Below are 18757 nucleotides of genomic sequence, written 5' to 3'. Positions count from 1 at the left end.
GATGTCGGGTATCCGCGTAGAACTCGAACTGGATACTGGCGAGTTCACTTCGCGGGTCCTACACGCCGGGGAAAGCCTTCAGCAGTTCAATCGGAGCGTCGGCGCCGGCATCGTCTCTATGCGCGCCATGGAGACGAGCAGCCGTTCCGTCCTGTCCACCCTTCGTGATCTCTCCATCGTCATCGGCATCGGCAGCCAGGCGCTGAACACCATCCGGCAGGTCACGACCGGCTGGGTTGGCGACATCGTCCGCGTGAACGCCGAGATGGAGCGCATGAGCGTGCTGATGCGCACGCTCAGCCGCGCATCCGATCCCGTCCGCGAGGCAGCCGAGAACGTGCGCTACCTGCGCACGACGGCACTTACCGCGCCGTACTCGCTTCAGGCCCTCTCCGACGTTTTCGTCAAGCTGAAGTCGACCGGCATCGATCCGACCAAGGGCGCCCTCATGTCGCTGGTCGACGGCGTCGCCGCGTTCGGTGGCACCGAGGAGACGCTGAAGCGCGCCACGATCGCCATTCAGCAGATGGCCGGCAAGGGCGTGATCCAGATGGAAGAGCTGCGCCAGCAGCTCGGTGAAGCCATCCCGCGCGCAACCGAACTCATGGCTCGCGGCCTTGGTGTCGCTTATTCCAAGCTCGTTGCCGACATCGCGACCGGCCGCGTCGAAGCTACGACGGCGCTCAAGGCCCTCGAAGTCGAGATGCGCAACGTGTTCGGCGGCGCGGCCCAGGAGCAGATGAACACCTTCACGGGTCTCGTCAGCACCATCGGCACGAGCTTTCAGGATCTGGCGATCAAGGTCGGCAACACCGGCTTCTTCGACAACCTGAAGCGACAGCTCTCGGATCTGCGCTCGGCGCTGTCGAGCAACGCCGCAAACGTGCTCGCCAACGATATCGGCAATGCGCTGAACACCGCGGTCACGATCCTGCGCGACGTGGTGGACTGGGTTATCCGCTATCGCCAGGAGATCATGAACGTCGGTCAGGCGATCCTGTATGCCTTTGGCGGCACGGTCGTCATTCGCTCCATCCTGTCGATGAGCTCGGGCATTGCCGGGCTGATCACCCAGTACCGGCTGCTTCAGGGCTCCATCGCTGCCGCCAATGTTGGCATCCAGATGAGTTCGGCCGCCGGCGCGGCCGGTCTCTCCGGGATGACGATCGCCGCGCGGTCGCTTTGGGCTGCACTGATCCCGATCGGCGGAGTGCTCGGTGTTGTGGCCGGGTGGCTTCCGCTCGTCGTCGGTGGCGCGGTTGCAGCTGCGAGCTACTTCGGGCTCTTCAGCGACAAGCTCAAGGAGACATATCAGGACGCCCAGAAGTACGGTATCCAGACCCGTCAGCAGGCCGACGAGGTCGCCAAGTACCTGGACCGCAAGGAGCAGGAGCTCGACCAGATCATCAAGATGCGCGATGCGCGCCTTGCCATGTGGAACGAGCAGGGCGGCCGGCATTTCCGCAAGGCGATCAGCGAGGCTTTCGACCCCGAGATTGAGGCGCGTCAAGCCGAGGTCGACAAGCTTCGTGCCGAGAAGAAGAAGCTCAACGAGGATTTCGAGGGTCGCGAGGCTCAGCGGGGCGCCCAGACGCGCGTCGATGCGATCAACAAGCAGATCGCCGACGAACAGCGCGCCTACGACAGCCGCGCCATCACCCTCAAGCAGGCCTACGAGAAGGAGCGCGTCGACACTGCGGCCAAGAACAAGTCGGTCGCCGAGCTGGATCAGCGCTATGGCGAGGAGTCACGCCGGATCTCCATGGACCTGCTCGACCGCAAGATCGAGCTGTACCAGGGCTATTACGACGAGCTGGCGAAGCAGGCCCAGAGCGATGTGGAAAGCCAGCGCCGCGCCGCGCAGCTGGCTCTCGACACCATCCGGCCGATCCTGAACCAGCTCTACGACGACCGGGCCTTCAAGCGCTCTCAGTCGATGGGCACGCCGCTCATTCAGCCGACCCTCGACGACGACAAGCTCTACAAGAAGGGGCAGCAGGCGCTCGCCAACCTCAACGCCGAGGTTGTCGGCCTGAAGGCATCTCTCTCCGGCGCCAATGCCGAGGTGGTGGAGCTCAACCAGAAGCTGATCGACGGCAAGTACGGCGACGCCGATGTGAAGCGCGTCCGCGAACTGATCGACGCCCTGGTGATGGCGAAGGCAGAGAAGGAGGCCCTTGATGAGGTGATGCAGGGTCGGAAGAAGTTCGACACCGACGTGCGAAACCTCATGATCAAGTTCCAGGAAGAGATCCTGGCCGCTCAGACCGAGGGTATGAGCGAGGTCGACAAGCTCTTTGTCCGTATCAACTCGGGGCTCTACAAGGGTGTCGGGAATGGACAGACGCCGCTCCAGAAGTCCGTTCAGGATGTGACTGCGCAGCTCGGTGGTGCGAACACCGCGGCCGCAGCCGCTGGCGCCAGCATTCGCACCAACGCCTTTGGCTCTGCGACCCTCAGCGCCGGCAACACGTTCGTTTCGGTCGTGGATAAGGCCAACGAATCCTGGAGCCGGCTGCGCGCCAACATCGAAGGTACCAACCCGGCCGGTGTGTTTCAGAAGCTCGCCGCCGGCGGCCAGGCGTTCGGTATGTGGAAAAATGCCGTTGGTGCCCCGGATTACAAGCCCACGAGCACCAGCCCTCAGCCCAACGAACAGGCGGCGGTCGCTACAGTCGATCCTCTTCTCCAGAAGGTGATCGAGCTTGCGCGCACCCTGTCGCCGGTCGGCTTCAATATCGTCGAGGGTGCTCGATCCATCGAGCGTCAGAAGGAGATGGTCGCGTCTGGCAAGTCCATGACGATGAACAGCAATCACCTGACCGGCTCGGCTTTCGATTTCGTTGCCGTTGATGCCAACGGAAAGCGCACCTATGACGAGGCCCTCATGCGCACCGTCGCCGACGCCTTCAAGGCTGCGGCTAAGCAGCTGGGGCTTGGTGTCAACTGGGGTGGCGACTGGCAGAAGTTCAAGGATACGCCACACGTCGAGCTTCAGAGCCAGTATCGGCCGGTTAACAAGAACGATTCCCAACTGCCTATTCCGAACAACTTGACGCCGGAGCAGCAGGCTAGCGCTGCTCAGCTCAGGCAGATGGAACAGCGTGTGAACGCCGAAAAGTTCGACGCGGGGCTGAAGAAGGCCATCGACGATCTGAAGACCTCGATCACCGAGGTCGGCGATGCTGCTGAAGGCACCAATAAGCGCGTCGCGGCCATGCGTAAGAGCATTGCTGACGGCAAGTATGGCGACAACAAGAACCCCGACAGCGATCGCTACAAGGAGGTTCTGAAGCTTGCCGGCCAGCTCGACGCTGCCGAGACGGCTGCTGCGAAGAAGAAGCGTGACCGCACGATCGCCGACACGGCGACCGAGGGCATGGTGCGCTCGCAGGAGGATCTCGCGTCCCGGTCTGAGGCCGCGATGCGCCGGATCTTCGACCCGCAGCAGCTGAAGTCCAGCGACGCCTTCTTCCGCAAGCAGAAGGAGCTCGCCAAGCAGACCGATGCCATCGGCAACTATTTCGGCTTCGACAGCGACACCTACAAGCGCGCTCTCGCCGATGCGACCAATCAGCTCCAGGAATTCCGCAATCTGGAAGTGCGTGAGGCTGTCGCCTCTTACGCGCAGCAGAACCAGGAGCTGAAGCGCTCGCTGATGACCGAGAGTCAGGCGCGCCAGGATGAGACCGCCAAGGAGATCGACCGCGCCCGCAAGGTGCTGGAAGCCTTCCGCGGCAGCGCAGAGGAGCGCGCCCAGATCGAGGAGGTGGTGCAGACCCGCATCGCACTTCTGCGCGCCAAGGCGGCCCAGCAGGGGCCGTGGGCGCAGCAGCTCAAGGAGTGGGGCGACCTCTGGGGCAACATGGAGAAGTCGGCGACCAACGCCCTCAACTCCGTGACCGACCAGATCGCAGAGCTGGTGACGACCGGCAAGGCCGACTTTGCCAGCATGTTCCAGTCGATCGCGAAGGACATGGTGAAGCAGTTCCTGAACTTCAGCGTGTCCTCGCTGCTCGGCAACATGGGCGGCAAGACGGGTGGCGGCAGTGGCGTCTCGATCATGGAGCTGCTCGCCAAGATCGGCGCCAAGCTGTTTGGCGGCTTCCGGGCGGCCGGCGGCCCCGTGCGCAGCGACAAGGCGTATGTGGTCGGTGAGAAGGGGCCGGAGCTCTTCGCGCCCGGGATGCGCGGCAGCATCATCCCCCACAACCTGCTTCGCTCGATCCAGGCGCCGAGCGCGATCGTGAACCAGTCCGTCACGCCGCAGAATGTGCAGGCGATGACTTTCGCGCCGACAATCCAGTTCCAGGGCAACGGTGGGTCCCATGCCGAGAACCGCGATCTGTCTCAGCAGATGGTGAACGGGATGCGGCAGATGGTGCGCGAGGAGATGTTCGAGTTCGTGCGTATTCAGCAGGGTCCGAACGGAATTCTTGAGAGGTAATAATGGCTCTGGACACATTCAATCCGCCGGTGCCGCCCTCTCCCGGCACCGGTAACAGCCCCGAGATCAAGCTTCTCGAAGCGGAGTTTGGCGACGGCTACACGCAGATCACCCGCGACGGAATGAACCACATCCGTGACGTGGTGCGTCTGAAGTGGGACATGCTCTTGCCGGCGCACGCCGACGCCATCGTGGGGTTCTTTCGTGTGAAGGGTGGCGACACGGCCTTTCTCTACAAGCCCGTGATGTTCGCGGCACCGGTGCGCTGGACCTGCAAGGAATGGTCGGACGACACAACCGACCAGGGCTTCCGCGTGGTGTCGGCCACCCTGCGACGCGACTTTAACCTTGCGTGATAAGTCAATTTTGATTTAACATAGGCTCTCAGTCAGAGGGCCTTGATGTCTCTTTCCGCGGTCATCCAATCCCCCAATCCGGGCGAACGTGTCGAGCTGTTCCGGCTCGATGCGTCCTCCGTGGGTGGCCCGGTGCTCTTCTTCTGCCAAGCGGCCAAGGAGACCGCTGGTGTCACGTTCGGCGGGCAGTTCTACACCCCGACAGATGTACTCTTTCAGGGGTTGGAGACGAGCGGCGCGGGCACCTTGCCAACGCCGAAGCTTAAAGTCGGCAACGCCAACAAGATTATTCAAGGTCTTGTGAATACCTACGGCGATCTGCTCGGCTGCAAGCTGTATCGACTTCGCACATTTCGCCGCTTTCTCGATGGCGAAGCCGAAGCAGATCCTGGCGCATTTTTCGGGCCGGATCTGTTCCTTGTCGAGCGCAAGACGAACGAGAACGCCGTCTATATCGAGTGGGAGCTTTCGGCGACCTTCGATCAGCGAAACAAGCTGCTGCCCGGGCGCGTGGTTCTTCGTGATACTTGCCTCTGGCGCTATCGCGTCTGGAATGAAGCGACGGGCGACTTCGACTATTCGACCGCGCAGTGCCCCTACACGGGTGTGCCGTGTTTCGACCGTGGCGGTGATCCGACCACGCCGGCCAATGACTCCTGCGGCCGGCGTCTGTCTGACTGCGAGGCGCGTTTCGGCGTCGGCAATCCCCTGCCGTTCGGCGGCTTTCCCGGCGCCGCGAGGGTACGTCCCACATGATCCTTTCCCCCGAAACGGCTGAAGCTATTCGTCAGCACGCGCTGCGCGAGTACCCGAAGGAGAGCTGCGGCCTCGTGGTCGCCGGCACCTATCAGCCCTGCTTCAACTATGCCGCTGATCCGCTGACGCAGGCGGTCATCTCGCGGCAGGACTATCTGCGCGCCGGTGACGCCCTGGAGGCGATCGTTCATTCCCATCCCAACGGGCCGATCTGGCCGAGCGCGGCCGACATGCGCGCTCAGATCGCCACTGCGGTGCCGTGGATCATCGTCGGCACTGACGGTGAGCGTTGCGCCAAGTTCACCATGTGGGGCGACAGCCTGCCGATTGAGCCGCTGATCGGCCGCAGCTTCATGCACGGCGTCAGCGACTGCTTCTCGCTGGTGCGCGATGCCTTTCGCCTTGGCAAGGATGCGCTCGCCGCCGAGGGCATGGAGTGGCCGTTCGAGCCCATGTCTTTCGCCGACGTGCCGCGTGACGATGATTGGTGGAGCGCGGGCCAGGATCTCTATCGCGACGCTCTCGGGCCGCGCGGCTTCCGGGAGATCAACATCTCCGAGGTGCGGCCTGGCGACGGCTTCCTGTGTAAGATCCGCTCGGACAAGCTGAACCACGCCGGCCTCTACGTCGGCAACAACCTCATCCTGCATCACCTCCCGTTCAAGCTGTCGCGCCGCGAACCCTTCGGTCTGTGGGGTCGCGCTGCCGATATGTGGGTGCGTTACGAAGGGCCGGGCTCGTGAAGCGCAAGGTGCATCTCTACGGCCGCCTGAAGAACGAGTTCGGCGGCCCCTACGACCTCGATGTGAGCACCGCCGGTGAGGCGATCCGCTGCCTTCAGGCCAACTTCAGCACCTTCCTGGATGTGCTCCAGGAGGGTCAGTACGAGGTGGTGCGCGGCGATGCCGAGATGGGAATGCGTCTGGAGCTCGACGACATCAACAGCTTCCAGCTGGGCGCGGCGGACCTGCATTTTATCCCGGTGATCGGTGGCGAAGGCTCCACGGCCGGCACGGTGAAGATCATTCTGGGCGTCGCCCTGGCAGCAACTGCGATGGTCGCATCGGGTGGCACTCTCGGCGCTGCGCTGCCCCTCGTGGGCTCTCTCACCGGCATGACCTACGGCAACCTCGCACTCCTTGGCGGCGGCCTTGCTCTTGCTGGCGTGTCGACGCTCCTCAGCCCGAAGACCTCGGGTGAGAAGAAGGACGAGAGCTACACGCTCACCGGCCCCACGAACAACTACGAGCAAGGGAACGCGATCCCGCTGATCTACGGGCGCTGCGTGGTCGGCTCGGTCCTCATCTCCTCCGGCGTCGACATCGAGGAGCTGCCGAAGCTGACATGAACGCTCATTCGGATATCCACGCCCGCAAGAAGTTCGCGCTCGCGCCCTCGTCGGGAACCGAGACGCCAAACAGCCTGCGCTCGCGCGCCAAGGCTCGCCTCGTCGAGCTGCTTGGTGAGGGTGAGATCGGCGGCCTGGTTGATGGCGGTCGCTCGATCTATTTCGACACCACGCCGCTGCTGAACGAGCAGGGCAAGCCCAACTTTAAGGGCGTGACCTGGGATATTCGCACGGGTCTGCCGGATCAGCCCTACGTCAACGGCTCGCCCTATGTCGAGACGCCCTACGCGGTCGAGGCGCAGGTCAAGAACGACGGCTCCATGATCCAGCGGACGATCATGGAGCGGAACGCCGATGCGGTGCGTGTCGTCGTTCGTATCCCGGCACTCGCCTATCAGGACCCCGACAGCGGCCAGATCAAGCCCACGAACGTCACCTATGCCATCGACGTGCGCAACTATGGCGGCGCGTGGGAAGAGCGCGAGCTGATCAAGATCTTCAACGAGAAGACCACGAGCCCGTACCAGCGGGCGACGCGCGTCTCCCTCGACCCGGCCGGCTATCCCTGGGATATCCGCGTCCGTCGCGTCAGTAAGGACTCTCGAAAGACCGAGCTTCAGAACGAAACGTGGTGGGAGAGCTACACCGTCCTCGTCGAGGGCAAGTTCACCTACCCGAACTCTGCCTTCATCTACATCGAGGCGGACGCAAAGCAGTTCGGCCAGAGCAACATTCCCGAACGTCGCTTCGACGTGTACGGCCTGAAGATTCAGGTTCCGACGAACTATGACCCGGTCACGCGCGCCTACACCGGCATCTGGGATGGCACCTTCAAGAAAGCGGTGTCCGACAATCCTGCATGGGTGCTCTATGACCTGCTGAGTCATGATCGCTATGGCCTCGGCCAATTCATCGACGTTTCCACGATCGACAAGTTCGGCGCCTATCAGATCGCCCGCTATTGCGATGAGCTGGTGCCGGACGGCTTCGGCGGCATGGAGCCCCGGTACACCTACAATGGCGTGATCCGCAGTCGCGAGGAGGCCTACAAGGTCGTTCGATCGATCACCACGGCTTTCCGTGGCATGGCCTATTGGTCGCTCGGCCAGATCTTCTACTCCGCGGACATGCCGGCCGATCCGGTGAAGCTGGTGACGCCAGCCGACGTGATTGGCGGCCGCTTCAACTATTCCGGCACTGCGCTCAAGTCGCGTCACTCGGTCGGGATGATCACCTGGAACGACCCCAGTGATCTCTGCCGGCCGGCGGTCGAGGTTGTGGTCAATGAGGATCTGATCCGCAAGTTCGGCTGGAACGAGACGAGCGCTCAATATCCGGGCTGCAACTCGCGCGGACTGGCGCACCGGTACGGGCGCTGGATGCTCTACACCGAGGAGAACGAGACCGACACGGTCGAGTATGAGACCTCCTGGGATCACGCCAACATCCAGCCCGGGCATCTGGTCGCCATCGCCGATCCCGCGAAGGCGCAGGTGCGCAATGGCGGTCGCCTGGCTGAAACCTCCACGACCTGGCAGACCCTCGACAGCCCGTTCGAGCGGGTAGTCGGCACGACCTACTATCTGATGGTCGAGCTGCCCGACGGTTCGATCGAGACGCGCCAGATCGCGGAGTTCTCGCCCGAGGGTGATCGCGTTCGCGTCTTCCCGGCCCTGAGCGCCACGCCGGTGCTCGGCGCCATGTGGGTGATCGCCGGTGACGTGCAGCCGCGCCTGTTCCGGGTGCTCGCGGTCACGGAGACCGACAAGCACATCTTCAAGATCCAGGGGCTCCTGCATGACCCGACCAAGTTCGCGCGCATCGAGCAGGGGCTGAAGCTCGACCCGGTCAACTACACGCGGCCGCGCACCTCGATCAATCCGCCGACCAACCTGACGGCCGTCGAGAGCCTCTATTTTCAGAACGGCGTCGCCAAGGCGCGCTTGTCGGTGTCGTGGACCCCGTCGAACGACTTCATGGCGAGCGGCTATCGTGTGAGCGCCGACACGCCGAACGGCTTCGTCAGCTATGGCGAGGTCGCCGGCACCTCGATCGACATTGACGATGCCACGCCCGGCGCGTGGGTCATCTACGTCCAGGCTGTCGCCATCACCGGCCCCAACTCGGCGGAAGAGAGCCTGGAGCTCACCGTCAAGGGCTGGGAGGGCGTCGACGCGCCCTATGTGAGCCATCTGGAGATCGTTGGTCGCGGCTCGGAGACCACCTTCGGCGGCAGCGACTGCGCGCTGTCCTGGCGCAACAACTTCCCGGGCAGCACCTACGAGCTGGGCTCCGAGCCCAACGGCGCCGGCACGGGCAACACCAACCCCTTCTTCCGGGACAACCTGATCCGCATCGTCGACGTGGACACCGAGCAGGTGCTGCGCAGCGAGAAGCTGACCACCACTGAGTACACCTATCGATTCGATCAGAATTATGAGGACAGCGCTCGTCTGGGCCTCACGCCGCGGCGCAAGTTCCGCGTCGAGGTGACGGTTCGCGACACCATCGGCCGCGAGAGCGTCGCTGCGAAGCTGGTGGTCGAGAACCCCGTTCCCGATCTCATCATCCCGACCGTGACGGCCGGCGTGGAGAGCGTCTTCGTCAGCTATGAGGTGCCCGAGGATCTCGATTTCGCGGGCGCGCTGATCTGGATTTCGCAGGACGCGAGCTTCAACCCGCTCACCACGACGCCGGCCTATGACGGGCTGAACAACCTCGTGTCGCTGCCGGCCGAGAAGTTCAAGACCTACTATGTCCGCATCGGTGCTTACGACAGCTTCGGCCGCACCGGCATCAACATCTCGCCGCCCATCCAGGTGACGGCGAATGGCTACGAGGTCGACCAGACGCCGCCTGACCCGCCCGGTGAACTCACGCTCTCCAGCGAGGTGGTTCGCGGCGACGATGGCACGATCCGCGTCAACCTGGTCGCCGAATGGGAGCCCAGTGCCTCCGAAAACCTCGCCAATTACGAGGTCGATATCCAGCTCGACGGGGGCAACTGGATCTCCTTCACGACCTCGACGCCCCGTTACGAGTGGCCGTCGGTTCAGTCAAATTCGACTTATCATGTCCGCATCCGTGCGGTGTCGAAGCTCGGCTCCCCGTCGATCTACACGCCGATCGGCTCGATCCTCACGGCGGCGAACACTGTCCAGCCCGGCGCGCCGTCCAGCCTGACCGCGGTTGCGTCGCTGCGCAGCGTTTATCTGCGCTGGGTGAACCCCAGCGACCCCGATGTCGCTTCTGTTGAAGTCTGGAGCTCGCTGACGAACGATCTCGCGAGCGCTGTGCTCGTGGGCTCTTCGCAGGGGATCGCGTTCACGCACGCTGGTGTTGCGACGGGCATCGAGCGCTTCTACTGGGTCCGGGCGCGCAACACCTCCGGGCTCGTGGGGCCGTTCAACGCCGCCGCCGGCGTCTCGGTCACGCCTGGTCAGGCGGCCGAAGGTGACATCGCCGCCAATGCCATCACCGCCGACAAGATCCTGGCCGGTGAGATCAACGGCAGCCACCTCAACATCAACACCCAGCTGCCGCCCACGATCACGGTTGGCACCACGGGCGTGTCCATCGGCGACCCGGCCGCGCTCATCAACCTGAACAGCACGATCATCGAGCCGGGCAAGATCCTGATCTCCGGCGCGACCACGCTCGCCAGCTGGCGCGATGGCACCGACGCGACCAAGATCAACGGCGGCAACATCGCGGCCAACTCCATCCAGGCGAACTCGCTCACGGTCGGCCTGCGCGGCGTGGACATCGCCGGCATCGAGTTTGGCTACGTCGTGGCCGAGAACAAGGTGACGTGGACGGCAGGCGTCATCACCTACATGAACAGCGCTGGCGCCATGACGACGCAGGCGATCAGCGCCGGCAACGCCACCTGGACCAGCGGCACGCTCTATGTGGCGTGGCAGGTGGGGCAGGTGACTCTGACCGCCTCCTCGAACATCAACGCAGTGTCCGGCGCCAACTTCGTTCGGCTTGCGACCTATCGCGGCGCCCGGGATCTGGTGGCGAACTATGGCCGCACGATCATCGACGGGGCCTCTATCGTCACCGGCTCGATCACGGCGGACCAGCTCAGCGTCGGGGAGCTGATCACCAACAACGCCCAGATCAAGGGCGGCATCATCACGAACACCCACCTGGCCGGCAACATCACGTTCGACAAGATGGCCGGCGGCACGCTCTCGGCGGCCTCCGCGGTCAAGATCGGCGGCGATCGCTTCACCCTGTGGGCGTCGAGCCAGACCCTTGAGATCCACGATGGTCAGCCTGGCACCCTGTCGCGCCCGGACATCACCGGCCGGCTGCGCGTGAAGATCGGCAAGCTCGGCACCGACCCGACCGACTACGGCGCCCAGTTCTACGACGCGGCCGGCAACATGATCTTCGGCACCGGCGGCTGGGGAACGAATGCCATTCCCTCGTCGGCGCTTCAGCCGCTCAACGCGGCGACGGCCTCGACCTTCATCAGCAGCGCCCTGATCACGAATGCGATGATCGAGAGCCTCGACGCCGACAAGATCAACGCGGCGTCTCTGTCCGCCATCAGCATCGACGCTGGCGACATCCGGGCCGGCACGATCGGCAACGCCGACGGCACGGTGATGTTCGATATCACCAACGGCTATCTCCTGATCACGGAGACGCCATGACGATCGGCGGCGTCCTCATCGGGAAGTTCGAGTCGCTTCCGCGCCTGCGCGTCGCGAAGCCTGGCTTTGACGTGCGCGACCCCGAGCTGACCAACGAGCAGCTCGCCTTCGACAGCAAGTGGCCGGAGATCCTGTCGGTCCTCAAGGCCTCCTGGCTGACGAGCGGCACGACCCAGACGGAAAGCTACTCTGCAGACGGCGTCACCTACACCCGATTCTATCGAACTGTGATGCTCGATGAGCCTTTGCCCTTCGAGCCGATCTGCATCGGCTGGCAGACCAGCACGAGCAGTGGGCAACGAACCTATCTCCAGCTGCCGGCCTGTTCGTACACGGATCGCTGCACGTTCACGATGCTTAATTCGGGCAATGATATTGCCTACATGATCTTCGCGAACCCTCTGATCGCGGCAGACTCCCGCGAGGCCGACAACGGCGGCGCCAACGGTGTGCTCGTCGGCCGGCACCCCTCGCGCGGACTGGGCCTGTTCGTGTCGCGCAAGGGCGCCAACGTGAAGACCTGTCCGTCGAGCGACCTGCGTCTCACCAGCGAGCGGCCGGTCTTCCAGATTGCCGAGTGCGGCGTCTACTGGGGCACACCCTCGGGCGGCAGCATCACGCGCACGGTTTCTCTGCAAGGCTCTTACCCGGACACGCCTCCGGTGATCATTCTCGCCAACGAGAACCGCACGAGCGCGCCCGGCCGAACGGGACCGACCGTCGCATGGGTGAACGCGAGCACGATCACGATCAACGTGCCGAGCAACATCGCCCAGTCGGTGCAGTTCTTCATTCCCGCCTATGACCCGACCTACGTGCCCGGGCCGAGCAGCACTGCGACGCGCCGCATTCGCGCTGACCTGGAGTCCGGGCTCAAGATCAGCCGCAAGAACGTCGATGTGAACACGGCGACTGGCACCAACCTGCTGTTCGACGCCTCGCGCTCGGCGCTGCACGTCACCGAACGTGTCGCCATCAACAGCCCGGGCATCGCCACCAACAGCAAGGTCCAGCTCGCCAGCAAGACGGTCGGGCCGGCGCTCGGCATCTTCGGCGCCTATCACCTCAGTCGGTGGTGGTGTACCTTTGGCGGCCTGGACATGGAGCAGGCGGCCCGCGCGCAGCCCTCGTCGCTCCCGCCCGCATCATCCATCAACTATCAGCTGATGAGCTGGATCAACAAGGACAAGACGTTGCGCGCCGTCTGGCAGGCCGGTCACGCCACGCCGAACCTGCGTGTTGCCGTGATCGAGCACTCCGCGGCGGTGATCAGCAATGGCGCGATTTACTCCGGCCCGGCGTCCGCGAGCGACAGTTTTTATGACGACTTCTCTGGGGCTACGATCGGTGCTGCCCCGCCTGGCTGGACACGCCGTTTTCAGGCGTCGTCGAATATGAACCTCATTGCCGAGGCTGTAAGCGGTGCTCTGTCGGGCAAAGCGATCCGCTGTTCTTACAGCCTCGGTTCTACACCTGCAGCGTCGACGTTTGCGGAGTTCACGCTCGACGCTGCCGGCGCCAGTGTGACCGACTGCGACATCCTGGCCGGCGCGCGCATGGTCAATGGTCCGATCGTGTTTCCGTTCGAGATCATGTATCGCCGCTCGGCCTCGAACGTTCATCAGGCCGCAGGTCTGGTCTGCGATGTGTCGGGTGGCGTGGCCTCCGAGCAGCGCATGTGGTTTGGCCCGACCTATGATGACGCCTCCGGCTCCGTCGATTTTCCCTGGCTCTATGACACCTGGTACTGGGTCAGGCTGAACGTTCGCGGCGATCAGCGCCGAATGAAGGTCTGGCAGCGAGGCACGCCTGAGCCCAAGAACTGGAATATCGCCTTCGTCGGTCCCGGTTCTTCGGCCGGCTACGTGGGGCTGACGCAGTGGGGCTCAACCACGCCGTATGCCTATATGGATTTCTTTTCGGTCTGCACGACGGGTCGCCCGGCGTGGGGTCCGCTGTGAGGTGAGCCATGAAGTACGTCGAGGGAACGATCAACATCGCCAACAACAGCCATGTCGTCACCGGCAACGGCGTGTCCTGGCTCGGCGTGATCGAGCCGGGCTGGTTCCTGGTGATCGAGTCCCTGATCGGCGCCTTCCAGATCTCGAAGGTCACGGCCACCACGCTGGAGCTGACCAACAAGATCAACCTCGGCACGATCGCCGGCGCTTCTGGTCTCGACTATATCGCCTGCAAGGACTTCTCCCCGCACTACGGGCTGATCATTCCCGGCAGCCACGATCTGGACAAGGTGACGCCGCTTCAGAAGGCGCTCGAACTCTTCGACAAGGAAACGCCGTCTACCGACTAGATGTTAAGTCAAAACTGATTTAACATAGGCATTCGGTGGAGTGACGTGCCGACAGCCTGAGAGTGTGTAGATGGGTCAGTATCGCCAGGGTACGGTCTCTGTAACCGAGGGTTCTCAGACGGTGCTTGGCGAGGGCACGTCCTGGCTCGCCAACGTGCAGCCGGGCAATCTCTTCTCGGTCAGCAACGACAACGTCTGGTACACCATTGCCGCGGTCGGCGGCGACGGCGAAATGACCCTTGAGACGCCCTACTCGGGCGAGACGGAGGAGGATCTCTCCTATGCCGTCCATCGGGACTTCACGCCCAATCTTCTGATGCCGTACCCGACCTATGGCGACACCAACACGGGCAGCCTGCTCGGTGTCGCCATGACCACGCTGGACGGCGCCATCAACACGCTCTCGGCCGGCTCTGTCTTCGGCGGCACGATCTCCAGCCAGTTTGTCGTGCAGAAGGGCTACACCGGCGCTCCGACCAAGGCCGCCGGCCTCGTCGTCAAGCGCGGCACGCTGATCGACGCCTCGATCCTGTTCCGCGATGATCAGGCGAACCGTCGCTGGGAGTTCAACGGCTTCAACGTCGGCCAGATTGGTGATCTTCACACTGCCGGCAAGGTCGGCCTGGGCGAAGAGCCCGGCGCCGAACGCCTGCGCGTGGCCGGCGATACCCGCATCGGCGGCAATCTGGTCGTCACCGGCTCCATCACGGGCAGCCTTTCTCTGGCGCCCAGTGGCGTGACGCCCGGCACCTGGTCCAAGCTGACGGTCAACGCGGCTGGTATCGTCACGGCAGGGAGTAACCCGACGCCGGCCGACATTTCCGGCGCGCTGGGCTACACCCCGTTCAGCTCGCTCGGTGGCACCGTCTCCGGCAACCTGATCGTCACGGGAGACCTGACGGTCCAGGGCGATACGGTCACGCTCAACACGTCCACGATCGAGGTCGAGGACCCCATCATCACGGTCGGCCGGGCAAACACCGGTGCCGTGAGCTATCTCGGCCTCAAGGCTGAGCGCGGTGCCTCCGACGCCTACCTGGTGTTCAACGAGAGCAACGACCGCTGGCAGGCTCTGATCTCGTCCAACGATCTGTCCACGGCCGGCACCCTCGGCGCCATCGAGGCGGCGACGTTCTACGGTGCCCTGTCGGGGAATGCAGCGACCGCGACCAAGCTCGCGACGGCGCGCACGATCAACGGTGTGAATTTCGACGGCTCGGCGAACATCTCCTTCAACACCGATGCGGTCGCTGAAGGAGGCTCGAACCTCTATTTCACGACCGCGCGCGCCCGCGCCGCTGTTTCCGGCTCCAACGGCGTCTCGGTCAACAACACGACCGGCATTATCACGTTCGACGCGGCCTCCGCTTCCATCGCCATCGCAAACGTGTCCGGGCTTCAGACGGCTCTCGATGGCAAGGCCGCGAGCGGGCACGTTCACACGGTCGCTCAGATCACGGACATTGCGTCCAACTATCAGGCGCTCACCGCAAAGAACGCCGCGAACGGCTATGCCGGCCTGAATGCCAACAGCCGCGTGACCGCGCCGCTGGAAGGTCTCATCTACAATTTCGCCAGCGTCACGGCTGTCACGGATCTCGACAATCTGACCGTCGCTGGTGAGTATAATCTCGACGTTTCCGGCAAGGCGAACACCCCTCCGGCCTTCCCGAATGGTTGGATCTTCGTCCGCGTTCAGACCCACACGTTCAGCTCGGGTGGTTCCTACTGTCGCCAATATGCGATGGATATGGATACCATCGACATGAACATCTGGGCGCGCCAGAAGACGACCGGTGCGTGGTCGAGCTGGACGCGGATTGCAGGGACCGTAGGTAGCGCCGCGGGCAACCTGGTCGCGCTGAACGCAAGCGCCAAGATCGACAGCACCCTGTTGAGTCTGACTAAGAGCGACGTGGGGCTTGCCAACGTCGACAACACCTCGGACGCAAACAAGCCCGTCTCCACGCCTGTGGCGGCTGCTCTCGCGCTCAAGTCCGATGTGTATCGGACGATCAACACCCAGACTGGGGCGACCTACACGCTTCAGGCCGGCGACGTGCTCAAGTACGTCCGCATGACCTTCAGCGGCGCCAAGACGGCGACGGTGCCCAACAACAGCTCGCAGAGCATGGCCGTCGGCGCCCAGCTCGACATCGCCGCATTCAACGGCGACATCACGCTCTCCGCGGACAGCGGCGTCACGCTCACCGGTGCCGGCACGGTCATCAAGTCGGGGACGGGCGCGACGCTCATCAAGACCGCGACCAACGAATGGGATGTCCTGGGGGCCTCGACGTGAGCCGCTTCTCCCCCGGGTTCATCAGCGCGCGACGCCAGGTGATCAAGGAGTTCCGAGCGGCCTACTCGGATGCGGGAAACCTCTCCTCCTACACCTTCGCCGCGGCCGACATTGGCGCACCGAGCCCTTCTCGCGAGGTGTTCGTTCTGATCGCCATCTTTCATGGTGGTGTCGCGACCCGAACGATCACCAATGTGACGATCGGTGGCGTCGCGGCAACACTTGAGGCTCAGATCAACAATCCGGCGCTCCAGGGCTTCCTCGTCGCCCGGGCAGTGGTTCCCACAGGCACCACGGCCGATATCGTCGTGACCTTGAATGGAAACGCGGGCAGCTGCGCGATTGCAGTTCACCGTGTCGTCAACCGGGCATCGACGAGTGCCGGGGTCAGTGATGTTTCGTCCACCACGCTGTCCGGCGCCTCCATCTCGCTCACCGGCATCGATACGGCCGCAAACAGCATCGTCTTCTCGATCGTCATGTGGGGCAACACGACAAGTGCTCAGTCGATCTCCGGTCTGTCCGCCGTAGTCGATGCGAGCGTGACGCCTGAATCGACTGGTTACGCCAGCTTCGGATCGACACCGCCCCAGACTTCGGCCAGCTCTAACGCTACGCTTATCTGGAGCTGGACCACATCGCGCAACGGATTGGCTGCCGCGTGGGTCTTTCCGGGCTGATCTAGTTGGACAGAGCGAAGGCTCTTCCGCTATAATAAGTCAAATTTGACTGATGCCCGAGCGACTGTGGCGTCTCACCTCGATGGAGAGAGAGATGCCTGCCGAAAGTCAGGATGCAACCCTCGCTGTTGTCGTAGACCGCCTGGACCGGATGCAGCGCGATCTGGTCGAACATCGCGACAAGACCGACAAGAATTTCGAGAAGCTGGAGAGCGATCTCGCCAGCCTCAACAAGAGCCAGGCCGAGACCACGACCAAGATCGCCAAGGCTGAGGGCGGCTACATGATCCTTCTGGGTCTGGGGTCGATCCTCGTGATGGTCGTGACCCTCTGGGACAAGCTCTGGGGCAAGACTCATGGCTAAGAGCATCAATGAGGTGCTCGACGCCATCCTGGATCGCATCCTGGAGAGCGAGGGCGGCCTCACCAACGACAAGGAAGACCGCGGCGGCATCACCAACTATGGCGTGTCGCTGAAGTATGCGCGCGGCAAGCCGGAGATGGATCTGGACGGCGATGGCGACATCGACGCCGCCGACATCCGCCTGGTCACGCCGGCGATCGCCAAGCGGCTCTTCACCGAGGACTTCTTCATCCGGCCCAACTTCGGCATCCTGCCGGACCAGGTCTGGGCGCAGATGTTCGACATCGCGGTGAATGCCGGCGCCAAGCGTGCCGTCATCCTGCTTCAGCGCGCCCTGACCAGCCTTGGTGCGCGCATCCATATCGACGGCCTTCTTGGTGAACAGACCAAGCTCGCCGCCTTCAACATGATCCAGCAGAACGGCGCCGCCGCGGTGAACAACGCGCTCGTCGATCAGCGGCTCAAGTTCTACGACGCGATCATCGAGGATAACCCGTCCCAGGCGGTCTTCCGCAATGGCTGGCGAACCCGAGCCCGGAGCTTTCTTCAGTGACCTATCGGCGCCGCAGCGACCCCGACCGGCTGGCTTACGCCCTGTTCGAGCAGAACTGGCGTATCCGGCGGATCGTGATGTTCCTGGCGCTGATCTACATCGGCGGCCATGTGTCGTGGATCATCTTCCGCGGCGCGGACACTGCTGTGAACCAGCAAATCGGTCTTGCGCTCGTCGCGGCCGGCGTCGCGATCATCGGCTCCTATGTGTTCGGCGGCGTCTGGGACGACAACGACAAGCGGAAGAACTTCGTGTTCGACATGGATATGCCGTCGCGCCGGCCGCCCAATCTTCGTGACGATGAGGACCCGCTGAAATGATCACCGCGATTGCTACCTTCGTCGGTCTCAAGACCGGGACCGTCAAGTGGGTGCTCATGGGTATCGCTGCCCTGTTCGTCGTCGCGCTCGTCGGGGGCGGCTACCTCTATGTGAAGTCCATTCAGGACGATCTCATTCAGGCCCGGGAAGACCTCGTGAAGGAGCGCATCGCCGCGGATCTCGCCCGCAAGTCCCTCGACACCATGCGTAAGGAGGTCGAGCGACAGGCCGCGGCGATGAAGCAGCTCAACGATGAACTGGCGGTCGCCCGGGCCGAGTGGAGCGCCAAGCAGGACGAAATCAACAATGTGGATACGACCGATGCGCGCAAAGCTTCTGCTGATCTTTCCCGTCTGTCTCATGACCTTAATCGGATGCTCGAACGCGCCTCACGACCGTGAGCTGAACCTGACGGTCGAGCGCACCAAGACGGTGCATCCTCCGCTGCCGGAGCCGATGAAGCTGAGGGATGAGAAGTTCGTGTCCTGCGAGAACGGCACCATGGTGTGCATGACGCCGGAGGACGCGAAGATCATTCCGCAAAACAAGAAGGAAATGGGCCGGTGGTCCTCTGAGATCATGGGCGTTGTGCGCTACTACCGCGGCCAAGACTAGAGAGTATAGAGATTCAGAGTCTCTATATACTTTCTGTC

General features: G+C 63.3%; 15 protein-coding genes. All 15 read left to right on the top strand.

Features of this window, described 5'->3' with window-relative positions:
• Window position 1 precedes the first annotated feature (1 nt).
• Complete coding sequence (locus ACT54R_RS24720) at window positions 2-4447, top strand: tape measure protein (RefSeq protein ID WP_476331506.1); 4446 nt, start codon at window positions 2-4, stop codon at window positions 4445-4447.
• A 2-nt stretch (window positions 4448-4449) separates the two neighbouring features.
• On the top strand, window positions 4450-4803 hold the full coding sequence (locus tag ACT54R_RS24715; protein WP_476331503.1) for a phage tail protein: 354 nt from the start codon (window positions 4450-4452) through the stop codon (window positions 4801-4803).
• A gap of 45 nt (window positions 4804-4848) precedes the next feature.
• Window positions 4849-5559, top strand: coding sequence for a phage minor tail protein L (locus ACT54R_RS24710; RefSeq protein WP_476331500.1), 711 nt, complete (start codon window positions 4849-4851; stop codon window positions 5557-5559).
• Complete coding sequence (locus ACT54R_RS24705) at window positions 5556-6302, top strand: C40 family peptidase (RefSeq protein WP_476331497.1); 747 nt, start codon at window positions 5556-5558, stop codon at window positions 6300-6302. Before ACT54R_RS24710 ends, ACT54R_RS24705 begins: the two co-directional genes overlap by 4 nt.
• The gene (locus tag ACT54R_RS24700) at window positions 6299-6907 is read left to right on the top strand and encodes a tail assembly protein (protein WP_476331494.1); all 609 of its coding nucleotides are present in this window, start codon (window positions 6299-6301) and stop codon (window positions 6905-6907) included. The genes ACT54R_RS24705 and ACT54R_RS24700 overlap by 4 nt, the downstream gene beginning before the upstream one ends.
• Window positions 6904-11574 carry a TipJ family phage tail tip protein gene (gene gpJ, locus ACT54R_RS24695; RefSeq protein ID WP_476331491.1) on the top strand — a complete coding sequence of 1557 codons (4671 nt, stop codon included), beginning with the start codon at window positions 6904-6906 and terminating at the stop codon, window positions 11572-11574. Before ACT54R_RS24700 ends, gpJ begins: the two co-directional genes overlap by 4 nt.
• Window positions 11571-13535: a hypothetical protein gene (locus ACT54R_RS24690; RefSeq protein ID WP_476331488.1), complete on the top strand. Its 1965-nt coding sequence runs from the start codon at window positions 11571-11573 to the stop codon at window positions 13533-13535. The genes gpJ and ACT54R_RS24690 overlap by 4 nt, the downstream gene beginning before the upstream one ends.
• Window positions 13536-13543: 8 nt before the next feature.
• Window positions 13544-13885 (top strand): hypothetical protein, encoded by a 342-nt coding sequence (locus ACT54R_RS24685; protein ID WP_476331485.1) that lies wholly within the window; start codon window positions 13544-13546, stop codon window positions 13883-13885.
• Between the two features lie 70 nt (window positions 13886-13955).
• The gene (locus tag ACT54R_RS24680; protein WP_476331482.1) at window positions 13956-16187 is read left to right on the top strand and encodes a hypothetical protein; all 2232 of its coding nucleotides are present in this window, start codon (window positions 13956-13958) and stop codon (window positions 16185-16187) included.
• Entirely contained in the window at window positions 16184-16867 is a 684-nt protein-coding gene (locus tag ACT54R_RS24675) for a hypothetical protein (RefSeq protein ID WP_476331479.1), read from the top strand. Before ACT54R_RS24680 ends, ACT54R_RS24675 begins: the two co-directional genes overlap by 4 nt.
• Before the next feature lie 94 nt (window positions 16868-16961).
• Window positions 16962-17231: a hypothetical protein gene (locus tag ACT54R_RS24670; RefSeq protein WP_476331476.1), complete on the top strand. Its 270-nt coding sequence runs from the start codon at window positions 16962-16964 to the stop codon at window positions 17229-17231.
• A complete protein-coding gene (locus ACT54R_RS24665) occupies window positions 17224-17784 on the top strand; it encodes a glycoside hydrolase family 108 protein (RefSeq protein WP_476331473.1) in 561 nt (186 codons plus the stop codon). The genes ACT54R_RS24670 and ACT54R_RS24665 overlap by 8 nt, the downstream gene beginning before the upstream one ends.
• Window positions 17781-18104, top strand: coding sequence for a hypothetical protein (locus ACT54R_RS24660; protein WP_476331470.1), 324 nt, complete (start codon window positions 17781-17783; stop codon window positions 18102-18104). Before ACT54R_RS24665 ends, ACT54R_RS24660 begins: the two co-directional genes overlap by 4 nt.
• Window positions 18101-18505, top strand: a complete 405-nt coding sequence (locus ACT54R_RS24655; RefSeq protein WP_476331467.1) for a hypothetical protein — start codon at window positions 18101-18103, stop codon at window positions 18503-18505. Before ACT54R_RS24660 ends, ACT54R_RS24655 begins: the two co-directional genes overlap by 4 nt.
• Complete coding sequence (locus tag ACT54R_RS24650) at window positions 18426-18719, top strand: hypothetical protein (protein ID WP_476331464.1); 294 nt, start codon at window positions 18426-18428, stop codon at window positions 18717-18719. Before ACT54R_RS24655 ends, ACT54R_RS24650 begins: the two co-directional genes overlap by 80 nt.
• The last annotated feature ends 38 nt before the right edge of the window (window positions 18720-18757 follow it).

It is taken from the genome of Xanthobacter sp. DMC47 (assembly GCF_056313845.1).
Note: the sequence above shows the minus strand (reverse complement) of the source record. Positions and strands in the feature narration are given on the sequence as shown.